The 22,076-nt window shown below is 61.5% G+C and carries 20 protein-coding genes and 1 pseudogene; 4 read left to right on the plus strand and 17 right to left on the minus strand.

The features are described from left to right. Positions 1 to 3 precede the first annotated feature (3 nt). The 11 genes from NXC14_RS29930 to NXC14_RS29980 form a co-directional block, all read right to left on the minus strand. Entirely contained in the window at positions 4 to 639 is a 636-nt protein-coding gene (locus NXC14_RS29930; protein ID WP_085781642.1) for an ABC transporter permease, read from the minus strand. Next, positions 636 to 1,268, minus strand: coding sequence for an ABC transporter permease (locus NXC14_RS29935; protein ID WP_085781643.1), 633 nt, complete (start codon positions 1,266 to 1,268; stop codon positions 636 to 638). Before NXC14_RS29935 ends, NXC14_RS29930 begins: the two co-directional genes overlap by 4 nt. Positions 1,269 to 1,305: 37 nt before the next feature. Next, entirely contained in the window at positions 1,306 to 2,124 is an 819-nt protein-coding gene (locus tag NXC14_RS29940; protein WP_085781644.1) for a PhnD/SsuA/transferrin family substrate-binding protein, read from the minus strand. A 5-nt stretch (positions 2,125 to 2,129) separates the two neighbouring features. Then, positions 2,130 to 3,134, minus strand: coding sequence for an ornithine cyclodeaminase family protein (locus NXC14_RS29945; protein WP_085781645.1), 1,005 nt, complete (start codon positions 3,132 to 3,134; stop codon positions 2,130 to 2,132). Between the two features lie 118 nt (positions 3,135 to 3,252). Continuing rightward, positions 3,253 to 4,185 carry a glycine betaine ABC transporter substrate-binding protein gene (locus NXC14_RS29950; RefSeq protein WP_198175598.1) on the minus strand — a complete coding sequence of 311 codons (933 nt, stop codon included), beginning with the start codon at positions 4,183 to 4,185 and terminating at the stop codon, positions 3,253 to 3,255. A gap of 69 nt (positions 4,186 to 4,254) precedes the next feature. Beyond that, a complete protein-coding gene (gene hutH / locus NXC14_RS29955; protein WP_085781646.1) occupies positions 4,255 to 5,760 on the minus strand; it encodes a histidine ammonia-lyase in 1,506 nt (501 codons plus the stop codon). Further along, entirely contained in the window at positions 5,757 to 6,524 is a 768-nt protein-coding gene (gene hutC, locus NXC14_RS29960) for a histidine utilization repressor (protein WP_085781647.1), read from the minus strand. The genes hutH and hutC overlap by 4 nt, the downstream gene beginning before the upstream one ends. Further along, the gene (locus NXC14_RS29965; RefSeq protein WP_085781648.1) at positions 6,521 to 7,372 is read right to left on the minus strand and encodes a MaoC/PaaZ C-terminal domain-containing protein; all 852 of its coding nucleotides are present in this window, start codon (positions 7,370 to 7,372) and stop codon (positions 6,521 to 6,523) included. Before NXC14_RS29965 ends, hutC begins: the two co-directional genes overlap by 4 nt. Further along, entirely contained in the window at positions 7,369 to 8,175 is an 807-nt protein-coding gene (locus tag NXC14_RS29970) for an SDR family oxidoreductase (protein WP_085781649.1), read from the minus strand. The genes NXC14_RS29965 and NXC14_RS29970 overlap by 4 nt, the downstream gene beginning before the upstream one ends. Beyond that, a complete protein-coding gene (locus tag NXC14_RS29975) occupies positions 8,172 to 9,722 on the minus strand; it encodes a CoA-transferase (RefSeq protein ID WP_085781650.1) in 1,551 nt (516 codons plus the stop codon). Before NXC14_RS29975 ends, NXC14_RS29970 begins: the two co-directional genes overlap by 4 nt. 100 nt (positions 9,723 to 9,822) lie before the next feature. After that, positions 9,823 to 10,848: a putative sulfate exporter family transporter gene (locus NXC14_RS29980; RefSeq protein WP_085782053.1), complete on the minus strand. Its 1,026-nt coding sequence runs from the start codon at positions 10,846 to 10,848 to the stop codon at positions 9,823 to 9,825. A 100-nt stretch (positions 10,849 to 10,948) separates the two neighbouring features. Here NXC14_RS29980 and NXC14_RS29985 point away from each other — a divergent pair, with 100 nt between their 5' ends. Next, on the plus strand, positions 10,949 to 11,872 hold the full coding sequence (locus NXC14_RS29985) for a LysR substrate-binding domain-containing protein (protein ID WP_085781651.1): 924 nt from the start codon (positions 10,949 to 10,951) through the stop codon (positions 11,870 to 11,872). Positions 11,873 to 11,988: 116 nt separating this feature from the next. Here NXC14_RS29985 and NXC14_RS29990 read toward each other — a convergent pair whose 3' ends face one another. From NXC14_RS29990 to NXC14_RS30010, 6 genes and pseudogenes are all read right to left on the minus strand, one after another. Further along, positions 11,989 to 13,176, minus strand: a complete 1,188-nt coding sequence (locus NXC14_RS29990) for a galactarate dehydratase (protein WP_085781652.1) — start codon at positions 13,174 to 13,176, stop codon at positions 11,989 to 11,991. Positions 13,177 to 13,188: 12 nt separating this feature from the next. After that, positions 13,189 to 13,311, minus strand: a pseudogene (locus NXC14_RS32785) (mandelate racemase/muconate lactonizing enzyme family protein); the annotation flags it as partial. Between the two features lie 41 nt (positions 13,312 to 13,352). After that, entirely contained in the window at positions 13,353 to 15,074 is a 1,722-nt protein-coding gene (locus tag NXC14_RS29995) for an ABC transporter ATP-binding protein (protein WP_085781653.1), read from the minus strand. A gap of 7 nt (positions 15,075 to 15,081) precedes the next feature. Then, a complete protein-coding gene (locus tag NXC14_RS30000; protein WP_085781654.1) occupies positions 15,082 to 16,203 on the minus strand; it encodes an ABC transporter permease in 1,122 nt (373 codons plus the stop codon). Positions 16,204 to 16,212: 9 nt separating this feature from the next. Beyond that, positions 16,213 to 17,199 carry an ABC transporter permease gene (locus NXC14_RS30005; protein WP_085782054.1) on the minus strand — a complete coding sequence of 329 codons (987 nt, stop codon included), beginning with the start codon at positions 17,197 to 17,199 and terminating at the stop codon, positions 16,213 to 16,215. 116 nt (positions 17,200 to 17,315) lie between these two features. After that, the gene (locus NXC14_RS30010; protein ID WP_085781655.1) at positions 17,316 to 19,253 is read right to left on the minus strand and encodes an ABC transporter substrate-binding protein; all 1,938 of its coding nucleotides are present in this window, start codon (positions 19,251 to 19,253) and stop codon (positions 17,316 to 17,318) included. Positions 19,254 to 19,619: 366 nt separating this feature from the next. Here NXC14_RS30010 and NXC14_RS30015 point away from each other — a divergent pair, with 366 nt between their 5' ends. Genes NXC14_RS30015 through NXC14_RS30025 form a run of 3 tightly spaced genes read left to right on the plus strand, consistent with a single transcriptional unit; the run spans position 19,620 to position 22,069 of the window. After that, positions 19,620 to 20,333 (plus strand): FadR/GntR family transcriptional regulator, encoded by a 714-nt coding sequence (locus NXC14_RS30015; protein ID WP_085781656.1) that lies wholly within the window; start codon positions 19,620 to 19,622, stop codon positions 20,331 to 20,333. Positions 20,334 to 20,354: 21 nt separating this feature from the next. Then, positions 20,355 to 21,185: an NAD(P)-dependent oxidoreductase gene (locus tag NXC14_RS30020; RefSeq protein ID WP_085781657.1), complete on the plus strand. Its 831-nt coding sequence runs from the start codon at positions 20,355 to 20,357 to the stop codon at positions 21,183 to 21,185. Next, positions 21,182 to 22,069 (plus strand): SMP-30/gluconolactonase/LRE family protein, encoded by an 888-nt coding sequence (locus tag NXC14_RS30025; protein WP_085781658.1) that lies wholly within the window; start codon positions 21,182 to 21,184, stop codon positions 22,067 to 22,069. The genes NXC14_RS30020 and NXC14_RS30025 overlap by 4 nt, the downstream gene beginning before the upstream one ends. The last annotated feature ends 7 nt before the right edge of the window (positions 22,070 to 22,076 follow it).

Consider the following 22,076-nt stretch of genomic DNA (forward strand, 5'->3'; position numbering starts at 1 on the left):
CGCTCAGCGCCGTTGAGTGAAGAGGCGCTCCAGGGTGCCGAAGGCCAATTCCGCAAAGATTGCGAGCAGGGCTATTGGCACCGCTCCGACGAGAAGGCGCGGCATGTTCATGATCGCAATGCCGGCATTGATGAAATCGCCAAGCCCGCCGCCGCCGATAAAAGAGGCTAGCGCCGCCCCACCGATGACCTGGATGGCGCTCGTCCTGACGCCCGACAGAATCGCGGGAACGGCCAGGGGAAGTTCGATCTCCCACAGCATCTGCCCCGAGCTCATGCCCATTCCATCCGCCGCATCGATCACCGAGGCGTCGATCTCGCGGATGCCGATGATCGTGTTCAACAATAGCGGCGGCACGGCCAGGACGATGAGGGCGATCACGGACGGCAGCAATCCGATGCCGAGAAAGGGCATCGTCGCCGACAGGATCGCAAGGCTGGGGATGGAGCGCAAGGCGCCGGCAATATTGACCACCGCAAAGGCGGCGCGCGGTGCCCGTGCGACGACAAATCCGAGCGGCACCGCGATGACAAAGGCGATGCCGAGCGATAGGACGCACATCAGAAGATGGCGATTGAAAGCCGTGAGGAAGGTACCGGAATTGTTGAAGATCCAGCTGAATGCATCGATAACGATCATGCTACCTTCCCTCCGCTGCGCCGGCGCAGCAGCTTTTCGAGCGAGGCAAAACAGTAGTCGGCAAAGAGCGCCAGAAACGACGTCAGCAACCCGCCTGCGATGATCTTTTCAGGAAAGCGCTGGTCGATGCCTTCGAAAATTATGACGCCGAGCCCGCCGGCATTGATATAGGCGGCAACAGTCGCAATGCCGATGACCGTCACCATGGCGATGCGAAGCCCGCCGACGATATAAGGCACTGCCAGCGGCAGTTCGACTTCCCAGATCCGCCGCGCCGTGCCGTAGCCCATGCCATCGGCGGCCTCCAATATGTCACGCGGAATAGCCTGAAATCCCATGCCGATATTGCGGATCAGGATCATCAGCGAATAGGCGGCAAGACCGGTTATGGCGGGTGCCGCGCCGATGCCCATGATGGGAATGAGAAGCGCAAACAGCGCCAGGCTCGGCACCGCAAACAGGATACCAGTGAAGATGACGATCACGGCAAAGCTCCGCGGCCGCCTTGCCGCCCATATCCCGACGATCAGCGAGATCACCAGGGCAATGCCAACCGAGGAAAAAACGAGATAGAGGTGCTCCAACAGTGCTTCGAATAGCCGGTCGAGATGTTTAGGGACCCATTTCATCGTCGAGACCTCCGCATCGGGGCGCTCTTTCGCCTGTCTACCATGAGATCCCCAATCTGCGATCGGCGTCGTCTGCTCTCTGCGGCAGAATATCGTAGGCCGAGGGAACGACCGTTGAGAACCGCTTGAGGCCGAGCTGCACCAGAACCGCCGCTCCCTCAGCCGTTCCATGCAATGTCACGAGGCTTTGCTGCAACGCTGCGGCGACGCCCGACGGCAATGTCTGCGAGGCAACCAGCAGCGGCGCCGGAAGCGGTTCGGTCGTCGCCAGAATACGCAGACCATCGATCGCATCGGGTTCGTGCATCCGCAACAATTGGAAGGCGTAAGCGTCGATCGCACCCGCATCGATCCTGCCGTCCTTGAGGGCGGCGACGATGCCCGACGGGTTGAGCAGCGGTCCGACCGTCATGCTCTGCTTCATTTTCCCGGCAAACCGGTCGGCAAGGAAAGAACGCGCTGCGTGATAGCCCGATTGGGAATCGCGCACAGTCCAGCCCCAGCGTGCCGCTGCGAGATCCTCCACAGCGTTTACCGGCCCGGTGGAGGCGACGAGAATGTGGCTGGCGTAGAGCGGCTGGTCCAAAGACCATGCCTCGCTCGAGACGGGTGCGGCAAGCACCGTCGGTCGCGCAGCCTCGGGCATGTGCGAAAACGGATAGCCGCACATGAAGACCGCTCCCATGTCCGGCCTCGCCCACAGCTCCGACAACGGTGCCGGTGCTGCGTGAGCGATGATCTCGAGTTCGATGCCGGACTGCAGACTGACCTGCGCAAACAGCGCATCCCACAGGCCGCGAATGCACGGACTGAGATTATACATTCTCGAACAGGCGATCGGCTTGGACAACACCATGGCAATTATGCGAACCGCAGCCGTTGGCCGATGTTCATCTCTCTTGCCTTGTCGACCATGGCGGCGCCGAGCGCCACATCGGTGGTGCTGAGGCCGCGGTGCCAGAACAGGATCGTCTCCTCATCGCTCTCGCGGCCGGGCTTCCTGCCGCAAATGATCTGGCCGATTTCGGCGTGCAGGTTCTCGGCCGTCACCTTGCCCTCGTCGACGTGACGGCGAAGCGCCCCGAAAGGCTTGCCGGGGCCGCATTGTCCCCAATCGTCGACGACGACCTTGTCCATGATGTCCGTGAGATCGAATTCGAGTGCGCTCATCGTGCCATAGGGCACAACGAATGCTCCCTTCTTGACCCATTCGGTCTTGAACAGCGGCGCCGGTTCCGGCAGGCGGCTGGCCTCGACCATGATGTCGGCGTCCTTGAGGCAATCCTCCCAATTGTCGGTAACGACGATCTTCTTGCCGAGATCGGCCTCAAGACGCTTGGCGAAGGCATTGCGGCTTTCCGGGCGGCGCGAATGCACGCGGATTTCCTCGAAGTCGAAGAGATGGTCGAGAAGTCGGACATTCCAGTAAGAGGTTCCGCGCGCACCGATATGACCGAGCACCCTGCTGTCCTTGCGAGCGAGATATTTCGCGCCAAGAGCGGTGACGGCGCCGGTGCGCATGTCGGTGATGGCAGTCGCGTCGATGATGGCCTTCGGCACACCCGTATTCGGGTCGAACAGGTTGAGGACCGCAAGCTCCGAAGGCAGGTCCACCTTGTAGTTGTCGACGAAGTCGCCGACGACTTTGACGCCGGCATAATTCAGCGCTTTGACATAGCCGCGAAGCACATTGAAATGGCCTTTGTCGGAGCTCTCCGGCACAAGATGAACCCGCGGCTCGATGACGGTTTCACCCCTGCCCTGCGCATCCAGCGCCTTCGACACCGCATCGAGAATCTCGTCATTGGTCAGCCCCAGCGCCTTGGCATCGAGGGCGTTGAGATAATCGATCCAGATTTCCTGCATTTCCCGCTTCTCCACATTCCTGCCCGCTGCCGACCGGACGGATTTTCGAACAACCCCTTGAAAGGATCGCCGCCCCAGACCGCGGCCGGATGGATATCCGGCCACGGGGGCATGACAATCATTTCGGCAGCAGGCCGTTTTCCTTCAAGAAGTCGACCGCCACGTCCTTGGCTTCCTCGTGATCGGTCTCGACCTTGGCATTGAGGACCCGCATTTTCTCATTGTCGAGATGGGAGCCAACCGCTTCCAGCAGTTCGGCAACCTTCGGGTTGGCCTTGAGCACGTCCTGGCGAACAACGGGCGCCACGTAGTAGGGCGGAAACAGACCTTTGTCGTCTGCCAGCGGCACGAGGTTCTTCGAGCCGATCTGCCAGTCGGTCGCTGCACCGTTGGCAACGTCGATGTCCTTTTGTTCCAGCGCGTCGTAACGAAGACCAAGCTTGGCGAACTGCTTGAACTCCTTGAACTCGGCGTCGTAGACGCGCTTCAGACCGGGCAGGCCGTCGGCGCGATCGGGAAATTCAGCACCGCCGCCGAAGACCAGTGTCTTGGAGACCTTGGCGAGATCCGACAGGCTCTTCAGATTGTTGGCCTGCGCCGTTTCCTGCCGGACGACGATGACATAGCCGTTGTTGATGCCGCTCGGCTTCAGCCATGTGAGGTTGAATTGCTTGGCGTAGAAGTCCTTGACCTGGGTGTAGACCTTGTCGGCATCGGTCGACATCTCGCCCTTGACGACAGACGCGAGCGCCGTCCCGGTATATTCCGGATAGAGATCGATCTCGCCGGCCACCAATGCCTGATGCGCAATCAGCGTGCCGCCGAGATTGATCTTGCGCTCGACCGTGAAGCCGGCGTTTTCCAGAACGGCTGAATACATTTCAGCGAGGATGAACTGCTCGGTGAAATTCTTGCTGCCGACCTTGATAGTCTCTGCGGATGCAGACTGGAACATGACGGCTGCGATGATGCCGGCTGCAAATATGCCCTTTGTCCAATTTTTCATAATCATTCCCTCTTGTTGACTTTTCAATGAACGAACCGGCGGCATCCCCAGAATAACCGTCGGCATGACCGGTCGGCGCCCTGCCCTTCTTGGTGGGGCAGTGGCGAACCGGGCTTATTGCGGGCCAAGCCCGATCAATGCGGCGATCGTCGCAAAATCCGGCCCCTGCGCGCGGTCCTCTTCAAGCGCCGGGACGTGGCTGCGGACGAATGCATAGGCCCCGGCCGATCCCTTGCCCAATTCGCCTGAGACGCCGCGCAGCTCGAGGGCCTGTGCCGAGGCAATCAGTTCGATGGCGACGAGATAACGCAGGCGCTCGACGATCGCCTGCGTCTTTGCCAAAACGCTCGGGGCCATCGACGCCTGATCTTCGACACCATCGGCGACCGGAAGGGGCGAGAGCGAAACTGGCATGGCGAGATGACGGATTTCGGCTTCCATGGCCGAGACGGTCTTTTGCACTGTCGCAAAACCGGTCCGGCTCTGGCCCATCGGGGTCAGGAAGCGTGGAAGGTCGGACATGCCAGGCGACATGATCTTCATGATCCGATAGGCGGTGCCTGCCGCACAATGCGCCATCGCCTGCCCCAGCCGTTCCCAGGCGAGGACAAAAGCGGTCATGTCGAAATTGCCATGCGCAAGAATGACGCCCTCTGAGGCGATGACGACAGGATTGTCGCTGGAGCTGACGAGATCTATCTCCGTCGCCTGCCTTGCCTCATCGATCGCATGCCTCAACGCACCCCAGACCTGCGGCGTGCAGCGGTAGCTCAATGGATCCTGGAGACGTCTTGCGGCATCGGCGGCGAGCAAGGAGCTTCCCGAAAGCAACTCCATCAGCTGAGCGGCGACGCGGCGCTGCCCGAAGGCCGGTCTCGCAGCCAGAGCGCGGTCGTCGAAGACGCTGACATTGGCCCTGAACGCTTCGAAATTAACGGCAATCGCCTTCAGAGACCAATCGAAAAGCCGCTCGATATCCTCAAGCGCCAAGCAGGCGAGGCCGATGGAGAGGCTGTTGGCCACGACAAGCGCATGCCCGTCCTTCGGCGCCAATTCGAGAGGTTTCAGGCCGGCCCTTTCCAGGGCGATGCCGGCCGGCAGCACTTCGCCGCCAAGCTCGATCTCGCCGAAGCCGAGAAGCGCCCGGCTCATATGGGCAAGCGGAGCCAAATCCGCAGCACCGATCGAGCCCAATGACGGGACGACAGGATGGACACCTGCGTTGATGGCGGCGATCAGACCACGGAACACGTTCAGCGAAATGCCGGAACCGCCCGCCGCCATGCCGACTGCCCTGACGGCCATCATCGCCCGCACGGATTCCTGGGCAAGCGGCTTTCCGACGCCGACCGCGCGGGCTTGCGGCACACGCATCTGAAACGCCACCAGATCTTCCGTTGCAAGTCGTGTATCGACCCCCGCTCCCAGTCCCGTCGTCAGGCCGTAAACCGGCAGATCCCTTTCCGTATAGCGATCGACGACGGCGCGCGCCGCCATAATCCGGGCCTCGACCTCGGCGGAGATTTCGATCCTGGCGTGACGACGGGCAATTGCCGCGATGTCCTCGACCGTCGGTGGCGACGCGCTGAAGGTGATCGATGGAGAATGGGTGGCGCTCACTGCTTCTCTCCGAGAATGGCGACGGGCTTCGAAGGACCCTTGGTGGACCGCGCTTCCAGCCGATATTGCGCGCCGGGATAGTATAACAGCGCGCAGGTCACGACGGCCTCGCCCGACCAGGTCCTTCGAAAGACGCGCAGGCAAGGGTGATCATTCTTCAGGCCAAGATATTTGCGGATCGTCGTGTCCGGTTTGACGGCCTGGACGATATGTTCGAACGCCGTTATCGGCGCCACCTTCGTCAGATATTCGTTCGGCGTCATGCTGCTGAAATCGGTCGACAGATAGTCTGGCGCGACCAGCGGATTGACGTAGCGCTCCTCGACCTGAATGGGCTGGTCGTTTTCCAGGTGCACGATCAGCGAATGCATCACCTCAGCGCCGAGGGTCAGTTCGAGCGCGTCGGCAACATTGGCATCCGCCTTCATCAAACCGGCCTGGACAACCGCCGCCTTGTGCGTGTGACCCCGCTCCAGTATTTCGTCGGCTATGTTGCGAATTTGAAGCAGATCGACGTCAAGGTGCTTTGGCGACACGAAGGTTCCGATGCCGGCGGATCGCTTGAGGACACCCTCGAACATCAACTCCCGCAGCGCCCGGTTCGCCGTCATGCGGCTGACGCCGAATGCCGCCACCAGTTCGCTTTCGGAAGATACCCGGTCTCCCGGCTGCAGCTTGCCCTCGGCAATCTCGGCCAGGATCTGCTCCTTGATCCTGATATATTGGCGCGCCTCGCTGGCGGCCGGCTTGACCGCTTTCGTCATGACAGCCTCGCCATGCCATTGTCGAGGATGGTCACGCCCCGGGAAGCAACGATCCCCCGGAAGCGAATTTCAGCGTCGTTGCGCCACATCTGCAGGGTGATCGTTTCTCCGGGAAAGATCGCTGCGCTGAACCGCGCCGCGATCGCGCTCAAACCGGCAGCCATCCCTGGATCGATGGCGGCGATGATGGCGTAGCCCGCATAACCGAAGCTGCATAGCCCATGCAGGATCGGCCGATCGAAGCCGCTGCTGCCCGCTGCCCGTGGGTCGACATGCAGCGGATTGCGATCGCCGTTCAGGCGATAAAGCAGCGCGGCGTTACCGGGGATGTCGACGTTGAATTCGACGTCAGGCTCTCTGTCCGGGACTTTGGACAGAGGTTCAGGCGCTAATCCCGCCGAACCGCAGCCACCGTCGCCGCGGCAGGCGTTCGTCTGCACGATCGTCGCGATCGGCTCGTCACCGTCCACGGTTGCGATCATGCGCTCGAAGCTGACGAACATGGCTTTCTCAACGCCGCGATCGACCACTGACAAGACGCGCGACCGGGAGATCAGCGGCACATCGAGAGGGACCGGCCGGTGGATCGCCAGGCGATGTTCGGAATGCACCAGACGCGCCCAGTCGACACCCGTCTGCTGCATCCAGGGGCCCGGATGCGCCACGATATTGGCAAGCGTCGGTGCAGTGACCAGATCGCGTTCGTAGACGTAGTTCAACGCGTTTTCGTCGAGCGGGTTGGTGCCGTAGCCGACCGACAGGGCGTAGAGGATGGCATCCCTTGCGGTGACCACATGCGTCGCTTGCGGCACCGGGAAATCGAGAATGGATTGGGCCGACAGCGTCACGATGCGGCTCCGCTGGATGCCACGGGTTTGCGAATGCCACCGGACAGGCGGATGCCGCCGTCGACGGAAAGCAATTCGCCAGTGACGAAGTCTGCCCCCTGAACAAGCCAGACAATCGCGCCGGCAACGTCTTCCGGCGTTGCGACCCGGCCGAGCGGCGCGGATTCCGAAAATCGCTTGGCAATGGCGCCATAGGCATCCGGCCCGAGCGTATCGCGCATCCAGCGCGTATCGATGATGCCGGGGCAAACCGCGTTCACCCGGATATCGGGACCGCAGGTGCGCGCTAGCGCCAGGGTCAGCGCATTGAGCGCGCCCTTGGAGGCCGTATAGGCAAGCGAACTGCCGCCGCCGGTAAAGGCAACGTTGGATGAGACATTGACGATCGCACCGCCGCCGCTGTCACGCATCGCAGGCACCGCCGCCCGGCACATCTGGTAGGCCCCGATGACATTGACGCCGAAAACACTCTGAAAATCCTCTGCCGACAATGTCTCGAGATCGAAAGGATCCGATTTGACCGTCGTTGCGGCATTGTTCACCAGGGCGTCGAGCCGCCCCCACCGTTTAACGGCCGTCGCAACCATCCGGCGGCAGGCCGCATCGTCGGCAACATCGGCCTGGACGATCTCGACCTGCGCGCCCAGGCTGCGGCAGATATCGGCCGTTTCATCGGCCTCTTTCTTGCTGCGGCTGTAATTGACCACCACCCGGGCACCGCCCTCGGCGAACTGCTTCACGCATGCGGCCCCGACGCCTGTTGCCGAGCCCGTGACGATGATGACGGCTCCATCGATTTTCATGGGGCAGAGACCTTCATTGCGTGGGTGGAAAACAGGCGCGCATCCATCTGTTTCAGCTGGTCCGACACCGCGACGCCCTTCGGCAGGCGGTCGAGAACGTGGGCGGCGAGATCGATGCCGGGGGCAAACTCCGTCAGCGTCAGGCAGCCGTCGATCACCTGAAAGACCGCCCGCTCGGTGACGACGAGCTGTGTCTGCCCTTCCGACGCAAAGGCCGGGCTCGAACTGATCTGGTCGACGTGGTCGACGATCTTGCAAACTCTGCCGTCCCGGATGATGTCGAGCCTGCGGTCGGCAACCGCAATTTCCGCGCCGCCAGCCGAAAACGCGCCGAGATAGACAACACGCCTCGCCGTCTGCGAGATGTTGGTGAAGCCACCGACGCCAACGATGGAATTGTTGAAGCGGCTGACATTGACCGCACCGTACCTATCCACCTCGGCCATGCCGAGAAAGGCGATATCGAGGCCGCCGCCGTCGTAAAAGTCGAACTGCGAAGCCTGTGGGACGATCGCGGTCGGATTGACGGCAGCGCCGAAGGATAGTTCCTCGGCCGGCACGCCACCGATTACGCCGGATTCGATCGTCACCGTATAATCGTCAAATCCCTCTTCGCTGGCGATACGGCCGATCCCGGCGGCAATGCCAATGCCGAGGTTGATCGTCGGGCGATGGAGCGGCGCCAGCTCCAGGAAGGCGCGGCGCTGAATAATCTTATCGGCCGACAGCGGCGCCGGCTGCAGACGGCTCGCCGCCATGCGGACGCGCCCGGTATAGGCGATATTGTCCTTCTCGGCGAAATTGACGCCGTGCTGGGCCGGATTTTCGCAGATGACAACATAATCGACCAGCGCCGCCGGGATGCGAACATCGCCCGGCGGCAGCGAGCCACGCTCCGCAATCCGCTTGACCTGCACGACGACGATACCGCCGGAATTTCGGCCTGCTTGTGCCATGGCAAGCACGTCGAGGGGAAAGGCTTCGTCCTCGAGGGTGATGTTGCCGTCTTCGTCGGCCGTCGTACCGCGCAAAAGCACGCAGTCGAGCGGCATCGAGGGATAGAGCAGCCATTCCTTGCCGCGCAACGACACACGCTCGACAAGCGCGCGCGGCGTCGTCGCATTCATACGGCCGCCGCCATGCAGCGGATCCATGAAAGAACCGAGCCCGATATGGGTGATCACCCCAGGCTGACCGGCGGCAATCGCTCGATAGAGCTGGGCGATAACGCCTTGCGGCCAGCAATGCGCTTCGATCTTTTCCTCGATCGCCAGCCTGCCAAGGCGCGGCGTTCCTCGCCAGCCCCCGGCGATCACGCAGGCGACGAGCCCTTCATAGCCAAAATGCCCCATGCCGCGCGTCTGACGATCGCCCGTGCTGGCAGCAAACAAGAGCGTGAGATTGCGGGGTTTTCCAGAGGCGACGAAACGCTCCTCCACCGCAGCCGTGATGGCCTCGGGGTGGCAGAATCCTCCAAAACCCGAAGCAGCGACCGTCATCCCGTCTTCGAGGAGATCCGCAGCCTGCTGTGAAGAGATGACCCGCATGACGATCTTTGTTTCCAACCGACCTGTATATACAGGCTAACGGCCGATCGTTTGGAAGGCAACCGGAATCTTTGCCGGTATTTTAGGCAGATCGCCTCGATCAGCCGATGTCAAGCAGCCCCATCAAGCAAAACCCAAGAGCCGCCAGAGCCAGAAGTGACAGCGCCGCCGCTGCAAGGACCCGGCCGCCGGCACGGGTGATGGATCTCACATTGACGGAGAGACCTAGCGCGGCCATGGCGGTGACGGTGAAGGCAGCGGAGACAGCCGACATCCCGGCCAGCAGCGGCGCCGGGATTGCGTCGAAGGAGCGAAGCGCCGCCATGGCTGCAAAGCCGAGGATGAACCATGGCAGAAGATGGCGGAGATTGACTGCGGAGCCACCGGGACGGCGGCGATGAACTGCGCCGAGCACAAGAATGACGGGTCCGAGCATCATCACGCGGATCAGCTTGACGAGCGTGCCTACCTGGGTGCTGACGGCTCCGGCAGAGGCTGTGGCTGCCAACACCTGCGGCACGGCATAGGCTGTCAGCCCTGCGAAAACGCCATATTGTACGGCGCTGAGCCCCAGGACCAGATGCAGAAGCGGCAGCGCCAGCACCGCACCAACGCCGAGCAGCGCGGTAAAGGCTATCGAGGCAGCGATATCCTCCGGTTTCGCGCCGATGACAGGTGCTGCAGCGGCAATCGCTGAATTGCCGCAGATCGAGTTGCCGCAGGCAACCAAGGTCGCTAGGCCGGTCGACAGCCCCAATAGCCGCGCGAGCAGAAAGCTGCCGGCCAGGGACAGAGCAACCAGGACGGCAATTCCGCCGACAAGCGGCAATCCGGCCTGTCGGATGGCAGCCGTGCTGAGCGAGGCGCCCAGCAACACGACGGCAATCTCGAGCAGCGTCTTGGCGGCGAAGTTAATGCCTGGAGTGAAAGTCTGCGGAAGACGGATCGAGGAGCGCACGGCAATGCCAATTAGAATGGCCAGCACGAGGCTCTCTATCCAGTGCGCGCCGAACATCATCATCTGCAACCGCTCGACTAACTGCGCAATGATCGCGACTGCCGCGCAAAAGAAAAGTCCCGGCAGGACAGCAGGAAGCGACGGGGAACGTGAGACGGAAACGAGCATGGGCAAGACCTTGCGGAATGCTTCACTGTCCCATACTCGATTGTCGCCTTCCATTGAATAGTTTAATATAGTTCATTCGGTGAAATCGAACGATTGCGTCATGACCTTCGAACAGCTCTCCATTTTCATAGCGGTTGCCGAACGCGAGCACCTGACCAACGGCGCCTCGGCGATCAGCCTCACGCCATCAGCCGTCAGTTCGGCCATCCGCAATCTCGAGGCCTCCTATGGGGTCCAGCTTTTTCACCGTGTCGGACGGCGCATAGAGCTGACATATGAAGGGCGGGTGTTTCTGGGGGAGGCAAGAGCCACTCTCGCACGCGCAAGAGCCGCAGCGCTCGTCTTGTCCGATCTCGGCGGCCTGCAAAAGGGTGAGCTCGTTGTTTTTGCCAGTCAGACGATCGCAAGCTATTGGCTGCCAGCGATGCTGATGCGTTTCAAGACCCGCTATCCGGGCATCGACCTGAAGCTGGTGATCGGCAATACGGCCATGGCGGCAAAAGCGGTTCTCGATGGATTGGCGGAAGTCGGTTTCGTCGAAGGCAGCGTTGATGAGCCGGCACTGAATGTTCAGCCGCTTGCCAAGGACGAACTCCTTGTCGTTGTCGGTCCGCGCCATCCCTGGGCGCGTGGCAAACCGATTGCCCCGGCGGAGCTGGTTTCGGGCACAAAATGGGTCATGCGGGAAAAGGGGTCCGGAACCCGGTCGGCTTTCGAGGCGGCGATTTCCAATCTTGGCATTGGCTCCGGAGATCTGACTGTCGCGCTTGAGCTGCCATCGAACGAAGCCGTCATATCGGCAGCAAGAGAAGGCCTCTGCGCAACGGTCGTTTCCGGAGCCGTGGCCGCGCCGCTCTTGACGCAAGGTCTGTTGGTAAAGGCGCGTTTTCCCTTGCCGTCCCGCCAGTTTGCAATCCTGCGGCACAAACAAAGACACTCCAGCCGTGCCTCGTTGGCGCTGGAAACGATTTGCCGCGAAGACAGAGCTGCCGAAGTCCAAAATCGCGATGACTGGGTCCTCTAACATGCGAGATGTTGGAGAATGCCATCATCAGGCATAAGGTCGGTCTCGCCTGATGACCAGGGAAAAGGCTGCTGCCATGCGGCAGCAGCCTGTCCCGGTTCTTTCGAGCGGCGCCTCTAAGCGAAGGCGTAAGAGCCATCCGGCCGCTTCGGCACACGCCGCTGCCAGTGGATATAGCCTTCCTCCTCCATTGCCTTCTCGTCCATCTCGACGCCCCAGCCGGGCCGGTCGGGGCGCAGCTCGAGATAGCCGTTCTTCGGCAGATAGGGATCGACCACATAGCGGGTTTCCCCCTGCCGCTTCTCGATATCGAGGCCGCCGTAGACATAGGCTTGGCCCTTTGGCAGCCGGTATTCGAGGATGCGGAAGTTCTGGGCCGCGGCCGAAAAATGCACATTGACCGCCGTCGCCAGCGGTCCCATCGGGTTGTGCGGAGCAACGCCGACGAAATAGGCTTCGGCAAGCGTGGCGATGCGGCGCATTTCGCTGATGCCGCCGACGACGCAGATGTCGGGCTGGATCAGATCGGCGCCCTTGACCTGCAGCAGCCGCAGGAATTCGTTCCTGTTATAAAGCGACTCGCCGGTGGCCAGCACGCAGTTGAGCCCCTGTTTCAGATCGCCCCAGGCATCGATATTCTCCGGACGCAGCGGCTCTTCGTAGAACAGCGGATCATAGGGCGCCAGCGCATTGCCGAGTTGCCTTGCGGCGATCGGTTCGAAAATCTTGGCATGAGCGTCGAAGGCGATCTCATATTCGTCATTCACCGTCTCGCGCAGCGAGCGGAAATAATCGGCCGAGGCTTTCACGACATTCCCCCAACGATGGGAATGCATGTCGATACGCCAGGGGCTGAGTTTGAAGGCCGTGAACCCCCATTCCTCTTTCAGGCGATCGAACTCGTCGCGAGCAGCGGGCGCGTCGGGGGCGGTATAGACCCCGGCATAGACCTTGATGCGGTCGCGCACCTCGCCACCCAGCAGCTTGTATACGGGAACATTCGCGGCCTTGGCCGCCAGATCCCACAGGCAATGGTCGAGCGCCGAAATCGCGGCAAGGCCGAGTGCGCCCGGCGGGAAGCGGCTTTGCTGGATCAGCAGGTTGACGAGATAATCGACGCGTGTCGGGTCCTGGCCGGAGAGAAAGCCATAGAGATAGTCGAGCAGCGGCGGCAGCGCCTTATCAGGACCGTGGTTGTAGCATTCGCCCCAGCCCGTCAACCCGTCGTCCGTGTCGAGTGCGACGATTACGCGGGGACGGTCCTTGTCGCGGGTCATGAACACCCGCATCCGGTCGATCTTCATCAGTCTGTCCTTCTAGCGATTGAAATAGCAGTAGCGCGCCACGCGTGTCTGCACGTAGACCTGCTCGTTATAGGTTTCTGGATTGTAGGAACCCGAGGTCTCCGGCACCGGCACGGAGACATTGCCGCCGCTCGGCTGACCGACATGCATGAGAAAAGTTCTGATGCCGGTGATCTTCATCGCTGCGAGCTCCCGTTCCTCAGACTGTCTGGAGCGACATAGCGGAAGCGCCGCGAATGATCGCGGTCGCGTGGATCGGGGCGCGGAATGGCTGATATGAGCGCTTGCGTGTAGGCGTGCTCGGGCGTGCGGCAGACCTTTTCCGCTTCGCCGATTTCGACGAGCTGGCCCTTGTACATGACGCCGACGCGGTCGCACATGTAGCGGATGACGCCGATGTCATGACTAATGAAGATATAGGCAAGCCCGAGCTGATCCTGCAGACGCATCAGCAGATCGAGCACCTGCGAGCGCACGGAGACGTCGAGCGCCGAGGTCGCCTCGTCGGCGACGATGACGCGGGGGTTGAGCGTAATGGCGCGGGCAATGCCGATACGCTGGCGCTGACCGCCGGAGAAGGCGTGCGGATAGCGTTCGCGCGCCCTCGGATCGAGGCCGACCTGCTCCATCAGATGGCAGACGCGCTCGTCCAGCGCCCGTCCCTTGGCGATACCGTTGACGAGCAGCGGTTCGCCGATGATCTGGGAGACGGTCATGCGCGGATTGAGGGAGCCGAAGGGATCCTGGAACACCATGCGCAATTCGCGGCGCGCGGCGGCAAGCGTCTGGCCTTTTGCCATTGCCAGGTCGATGATGCCGCCATCGGCCCGGCGATAGAGAATCTCGCCGGCTGTCGGATCGATCAGCCGCATGATCGAGCGGCCCATGGTCGTCTTACCGGATCCGCTCTCCCCGACGATGCCGAGGGTTTCGCCCGGCAGCAGCGAAATGGAGACGTCGTCGAGTGCTTTTACCTCGCCGAAATCCATCGAAAGATTACGCAATTCCAGGATCGGCGCCGCCGTCCGATCGAGCGGCGCCCGCGCCAGGCGAATCTCGGCCTTCTGCTCAAGCTTCAGCACGGAGCCGATCAACATGCGGGTATAATCGTCTTTCGGAGCGTGAAAGATCTGCTCGACCGGTGCATATTCCTTGGCAACGCCATTGTGCATCACAAGCACATCGTCGGCGATCTGCGCCACGACGCCCATATCATGGGTAATGAAGAGAACGGCCATGCCGTTGGCCTTCTGCAGCCGGGCGATCAGGTCCAGAATTTCGGCCTGCGTCGTCACGTCGAGGGCCGTGGTCGGCTCGTCGGCGATCAGCAGCTGCGGCTTGCAGGCGAGCGCCATGGCTATCATCGCGCGCTGGCGCATGCCGCCGGAATATTGGAAGGCATATCGATCCAGCGCTTTCTCAGGCGCGGGAATTTCAACCTGTTTGAGCAGCGATATGGCTTCCGCTCGCGCTTCGGCCTTGCTCATCCTGGTGTGAAGGCGAAGCGCCTCGATAATCTGGTTGCCGACAGTATGGATGGGCGACAGCGACGACATCGGCTCCTGGAAGATCATGGCGATATCGCGGCCGCGGATCGCCCGGATCTGGCGTCCGCGCGGATTGAGGCTGGCTAGATTGATCGAGCCGCCCTTCGGGTGATTCAGTGTGATCGAGCCGCCGGCGATGCGACCGGGCGCATCGACGATCTGCAGGATCGAGCGCGCCGTCACCGACTTTCCGGATCCGCTTTCACCGACCACGCAGAGCGTCTTGCCCGGCTCTATTGTAAAGGACAGGTCGTTGACGGCGCGAAAGACGCCGGTGCGCAGCGGGAACTCGACGGTGAGGTTCTTCACTTCGAGCAGCGGCCTGCCGGCAATGGGAACGATGTCGATCATGCCGGCCTCATTTGTTGTAGGGGTCGGCCGCGTCGCGCAGACCGTCGCCGAGGAGATTGAGCGCCATGACGGCGACCACGACGGCGCAGCCCGGCAGGAATAGCCAGGGCGCCGTGGCGATCGAACGAATGTTCTGGGCCTCGCGCAGCAGCACGCCCCAGGAAATGGTCGGCGGCTGCAGCCCGAGCCCTAGGAAGGAAAGAGAGGTTTCGGCCAGAATCATCGCCGGCACTGCGAGGGTGATCGACGCGATAATGTGGCTGGCAAAGCTCGGCAGCATGTGGCGAAAGATGATGCGGCCTTCGCGAACGCCATCCAGTCTGGCGGCAGCGACGAATTCCTCGGTGCGCAACGACAGGAAACGACCACGAACGACGCGGGCAAGCTGGGCCCAGCCGGTCAGCGACAGGATGATCGTGATCATCATATATTGCAGCGTCGCCGGCCAATCCTGCGGCAGGGCTGCAGCCATGGCGAGCCAGATCGGTATCGTCGGCAGAGACAGCACGAAATCGATCACACGCTGCATGAAGAAATCGATGCGGCCACCGTAATATCCGGAGATACCGCCGATCACGATGCCGAGCATCAACGACAGGAAGACCCCGACGAGGCCGATCGACAGCGACACCTGCGAACCCTGCACCGTCCGGCTGAAGACATCGCGGCCAAGCCGGTCGGCACCGAAGAGAAGCAGCGGCGTCGTCTTGTCGGGCGAGGCGATCAGATGGATGTTGGTGTTGAACAGGCCAAATACGGAATAATCATAGCCACGCCCGAAGAACTGGACATCGATCCGCTTCGTCGTGTCTTCCTTGAAGATGGCGGCGAGCGTTTCTGGATCGCGGGTCAGCTTCATCGGATAATAATGCAGGCCGAACGAAAACCCGTTCTCGGTATCGATCAGATGCACTTTCTGCGGCGGGTGAAAGGTCGCGCGCGCATTTTGCAAGTTCGGATCGTTGATGGCGAAGAAGCCGGGAACCAGTGCAACGATGTACATCAGCACGGTAACGACGAGCGCCACCATGGCCAGTTTGTGGCGGCGAAAAGCCCACCAGATCAGCTGCCACTGCGATGCGACGGCGGCGCGGTCCGGCTGAATATTTGTAACGGCGATGTCGGCCATATCGGGCTCCTATTCCAACCGGATGCGGGGATCGACCAGCGCAAGCAGGATGTCGCTGATCAGAGAGCCTATCAGCGTCAGCGCGCAGATCAGCAGAACGAAGGCGCCCGCCAGATACATGTCCTGGGCCATCAGCGCCTGCAGCAGCAAGGGCGCCGCCGTCGGCAGGTTGAGAACGATGGCGACGACAACCGAGCCGGAGATGAGATTGGGCAGCAACCAGGCAATCGTCGAGATGAACGGGTTGAGGGCGATCATCAAAGGATATTTCATCAGCAGTCGGAACTCCGAGAGCCCCTTTGCCCGCGCCGTCGTCACGTAGGGCTTCGGCAGTTCGTCAAGCATATTGGCGCGCATCACGCGGATGAGGCTCGCCGTCGAGGACACGGCAAGAATGATGACGGGAAGCCAGAGATGCGAGAAGAGATCGCCCATCTTTGCAAAACTCCAGGGCGCATTCTCATATTGCGGCGAAAACAGCCCGCCGACATCCTGGCCGAATTCGACCGCCGCGACATACATCAGCACCAGCGCCAGCAGGAAGGACGGAACGGCCAGGCCGAAGAAGGTGAAGGCGGTGAAGAAGTAGTCCCCAATCGAATATTTGCGGACGGCGGAAAAGACGCCGATCGGCAGCGCGATTGCCCAGGTGACGATCAATGTCGAAAGAGCGAGAACCAGGGTCAGCGCCATACGCTCCCAGATCAGGTCGGACACCGGCTGCTGCCATTCGAAGGAAATGCCGAAGTCGCCGCGCGAGAGGATGCCCCAGATCCACTTGAAATATTGGATGAGCATCGGGTCATCGAGTCCGAAGCGTTCGCGCAATTGTGCCGCGGTGTTCTGATCGACGATTTCGTTGGAAGCCGCCAGCGTCGCAATGTAGGTCGTGACGTAGTCACCCGGCGGCAGCTGGATCAGCACGAATGCGAGGAAGCTGACGGCAAAGAGCGATGGAATCATCCACAACAAACGTTTGGCGATAAAGACCAGCATGGGCGCCTCTTGCATTGAGTACCGCCCTCCTGGCCTTACCGGCTCTCATCGCCCGCAGGCATCTCGGAAGGCGAACCGAATAAAGCGCCGTACCGTCGGTACGGCGCTCGATCAAATCAGCTCGTGAAGGTGAACTGCTGCGGCATCGCAGGTCCCGGATTGGGCCAGGACCAGCTATCCGGCTGCTTCTCGGGAACATTGCGCAGATTATTGCGGATGATGCCGAAGCCGCCGACGGCGAGGCAAAGTCCGACAGTCTCGAATTCCTCCGCCGCGATGTCGAAGATCTGCTTCATGATTGCGCCGCGCTTGTCGAGATCGGCCGTCGAACGCGCTTCGTCGAACAGCTTCATGCGCTTCTTTTGGCTTTCCGGCGGCTCCTCGCCACGCGCACCGTTGGATGTGTACCAGAGCGTCCACGGAATGGCGTAACGCGAACCCTGCGGATGGAAGGCGAAGAAATCACGCGGGTCGAGCATCGGATCGAGACCACCCGGCCCCGGCCACACCTGCGCATCATGGGCATTGTCGTCGCCGCGGGTATAATAGAGCGCCCGCTCGATCGTATTGACCTTCATGTCGATGCCAATCTGCGACCAATGCGTCTTTACCAGCTCCAGGGCATCGACGAGATCGGGATAAAGCGTCGGAATGACGTCGACCGAGAAGAACACCTTTTGACCGTCCGGCCGAAGGCGGAAGCCGTCGGGCCCCTTTTTGTAGCCAGCCTGATCTAGCATCGCGCCGGCTTTATCGACGTCATATTCGGTGAATTGCCGAGCGTATTTCTCGTGATACCAGGGATGGGTGGGACGTGGCCCCGCCTGATAGGGCTCGCTTTGGCCGAAATAGACGATGTCGATCAGTTCCTGGCGATTGATGCCGATCGAGAGCGCCTGCCGGAACGATTTGTCGGCAAACATCTTGCGCAGGGCAGGATCTTTATGGGTGATGTTGAAATAGATCTGGCACTGCTGCGAGGCGGAAGGAACGAGCGTCAGCAGTCGATAATCGCCCTTCTGCATGTTCTGGGACAGCGTCGGCTTGTTCGCCAGCACGCTGATGTGACGTTCCTGGATATCGATCTTTCCGGAGATGACGTTCAGCATCAGCGATTCGACATCCTGCGAGATGCCGAAGTTGATCTCATCGATGTAGGGAAGCTGGTTGCCTGCTGTATCGACCTGCCAGAAATAGGGGTTCCGGGCCATGACGACGCGCGTGGCGCCGCCGACATAGGGCTCCTTGACGACCCAAGGATCGAGCGTCGGCTTGTCGACATTGCCCCAGCGCGTCGGGATCTCGATATCGCCGCAGCGGCTGCGGAAGAGCTCCGTCCAGCTGGTAACGCCAGCCTTCTTCGCATCGGCCTCGATGTTGGGATTGTACTTCGGCAAGAACTGGCTGCAGTAATGCTTCGGGAAGAGCGTCGGATGCTGGCCGAGCGGCGTGGCGAGATTTTCGAGATAAAGCGCGTTCGGCGCCGCGAAGGTGAACTTCACCGTATAATCGTCGATCTTCTCGACAGTAACCGGCTTGCCGGCAACGGAGAGCTGCGACGGTGTCGCGCTGTAAAGTTCGGTGTTCTTGACGCAGTCTTCGATCGCAAAAACGATGTCGTCGGCCGTGAAGGGTTGGCCGTCGGACCAGCGCACACCTTCGATCAGATGGAAGGTGAATTGCGTCGCGTCGTCGCTGACCTCCCAGCGCTCGGCAAGGTTCGGCTGCACGGCGGTGAACTCCAGATTCCAGCGCACGAGGCTCTGGTTGCCGACCATGCGCAGGATGCCGTTGTGGTCGGATGAGCCGCGCAGGCCGCGGCGCAGCGTGCCGCCATAGGTGCCGACCTTCTCGAACGGCGTGACGACCATCGGCTTCTTCGGCAGGCGCTCGGTAAGAGGCGGCAGTTTGCCGTCTTTGACCAGCTGAGCCAGCGCAGGCGCTTCGCCGCCAGCCGCGAAGGCGCGACCGGCGATGGACAATGCTGCAGCACCAGCCATGCCGCCGAGAACGGCGCGGCGGGTGACACCGCGAGACAGAAATTCATTGGGCATCGATTCCTCCCCTTTATGCCGGTACAGGCTATTCCCGGCTGGTGCGGCGGGCTCCCGACCGCCATTTTGCGCCCTCCTCGGCGCTAGGACGAAACCATAGACACGTTCTCAAATGATTACAAGAGTTGACAGATAATTACAGATTCTATAGCGATACAATATCGAACCAGGCGCCAAGCCATTGGACGTTCTACCGTGACTGGCAGATGAAGCTCAAGCTGTCAGATGCTGTAAACGGGTTTTATCACGGCCGGCGACGGGGCGACGCCATGCCGGCGCATGGTCTGGAAGGCATATCTGGCTTCTATTCGCCGGAAGAGCCGATGGGCGTGAATTTGCCACTTGGCGGGAGAGAAAAGAGCGATAATGTCGTTTGCAGTCGATGCCGTTTCGACCCGGGGCGCAACACGCTTCAGCGATATCATCTACGAGAAGATCGTGGAAATGATCGCGGACGGCCATTTTCCGGTTAACGAGCGGCTGCCGTCGGAAACAAGGCTAGCCGCCGATTTCGGCGCCTCAAGACCCGTCGTGCGTGAAGCGCTCGAACGCCTGAGGGCCGATGGTCTCGTCGTTTCACGCAAGGGCTCCGGTTCCTATGTCCGGCAACGGCCGGATTCGTCGATGCTGAAAATGGTTCCGGTCGGCTCGCTCGCCGATGTCCAGCGGTTCTTCGAATTCCGCGCCGGCCTCGAGGCCGAAGCTGCAGAGCTTGCCGCGCGAAACTGGCAGCCGGCCGACAAGGAGCGGATCACCGAGGCGCTTCTTGCCATCGAGCAATGTCTGAAGAACGGCGAACTCGGCGCCGACGAAGACCAGGCCCTGCACGATGCGATTGCGATGGCGACGGGCAATCAGTTTCACATCACCGTGCGCGAATGGTTCAAGCCGCATTTCGCCATCGGCCATTCCGTAACGCGAAGCCTGAGCCTGAAGCGGACCCCGGAGCAGATCCGCAGCGTCCAGGACGAGCATGCGGTGATCGTCGAGGCGATCTTCGCACGGCGGGAAACCGAAGCGCACGACGCGATGAAGAGACACATACTGAATGCGCGCGCCCGCATGTTCCAGGGGGTTTGAGCGACAATGGGAGGAACGACGATGAGACGGATCGCGATGACGGGCGCCGCCGGACGTGTCGGGACGCTGCTGCGCCCGTTTCTCCGGCAGCATTTCGAGCATCTCAGCCTCATCGACATTCATGAGCCCGAGGAACTGGCCGAGAATGAGAGCTTCGTCCGTGCCGATCTGTCGAAGCTCGACGAGGCCACGGCCGCTTTGCGCGGTGTCGACGGGGCCATTCATCTTGCCGGCATCGCCAGCGGAGTCGACATGAATGCCATTTTGCAGGCCAATGTGCTCGGGACGTACAATCTCTACGAGGCGGCTCGGATCAACAAGGTCGAGAGGATGGTCTACGCCTCGAGCAACCATGCCACGGGTTTTTACCCGCGCGGCCAAGTCATCTCGCCGCTCGATCCCATGCGGCCGGACAGCCCCTACGGACTGTCAAAATGCTGGGGCGAACTGGTGGCGGGTCTCTATTACGACACATCGGGCATTCGCTCCCTTTCCATCCGCATCGGCAACGCCGGCACCTACCCGAACAGCGAGCGCTCGATCGCGATCTGGATCAGCGCCCGCGATCTGGCGCAACTGGTGCTGATCGGCCTCACCCACCCGCAGATCGCCGCAACGGTTGTTTACGGCGTTTCCGATACCGACACGAAATGGTGGGACAATGATCTGGCGACACGGCTTGGTTACCAGCCGCAGGATCGGCCGCGTGATCACGCCCGTATCGAGGACCGAGCGGAGGGGCGGGTCGCCCTTGCATTCCAGGGCGGCGGTTTCTGCGAATTCAATCACGACGGCAACATCCGCATGCGCGATGCCGAGGGCCTCGTCAAAGACCTGGAGAAAATCTCGTGACGGCGCCCCGGCTCATCGAGCCGAAGGCTCGTTCGGTCCTGCAGCAACCGCTGACGGTCGGTGAATCGCCCGTGTGGGACGAGCAGACCGGCGCTCTCTGGCTCGTCGATATCCTCGCGCCGGCGGTGGTCCGGTGCTCGGCAGACGGCAAGGTGGAGCGCTTCGACATGCCTTCCGCGGCCGGTAGTCTTGGACTTTGCCGCGACGGCCGGATCGTTGTCGGCCTCCGGACCGGCGTCCATCTCTTCGATCCCGTGTCTCGTGATCTCCAATTTTTGTGCGATCCGGTCGGACGCGAGATGATCGGCCGCCTCAACGACGGCAAGGTTGGGCCGGATGGCCACTTCTGGGTCGGCTCGATCAGCGAGGCCAAGCCGCAGGTGAATGACGCGGCGCTCTTCCGTGTCGGGCCGGATGGCAGCACGCGGACCGCGGCAACGGGGCTGACGAGTTCCAACGGCCTTGCCTGGTCGCCGGACGGCCGGCGGATGTATCACTCCGACAGCCGGCAGTGCTTCCTCCAAGTCTTCGATTTCGATTCCGAGACGGGCGAACTCGGCGAGGCTCGGCAGCTGCGCAGTTTCACCGAAGAGCAAGGCCGTCCCGACGGGGCGACCACCGATCGCGACGGGTTCTATTGGAGTGCCGGCGTCTCTGCCGGTCGTCTCAACCGGATATCGCCCGAAGGCGAAATCGTCGAAATCTACATTCTGCCGGTCGCAGCGCCGACAATGCCGTGTTTCGGAGGGCCTGATTTCAGGACCCTCTACGTCACGAGCCTGTCGACAGACCGCACCGGACGTTTCGAGGCTGGCACGGTCATCGCCTTCGACGTGGATGCGGAGGGCCTGCCGCCTTTCCGCTTCGCCAAACAATCATCCTGATGGAAAG

It is taken from the genome of Rhizobium sp. NXC14, from assembly GCF_002117485.1.
GTDB lineage: Bacteria > Pseudomonadota > Alphaproteobacteria > Rhizobiales > Rhizobiaceae > Rhizobium.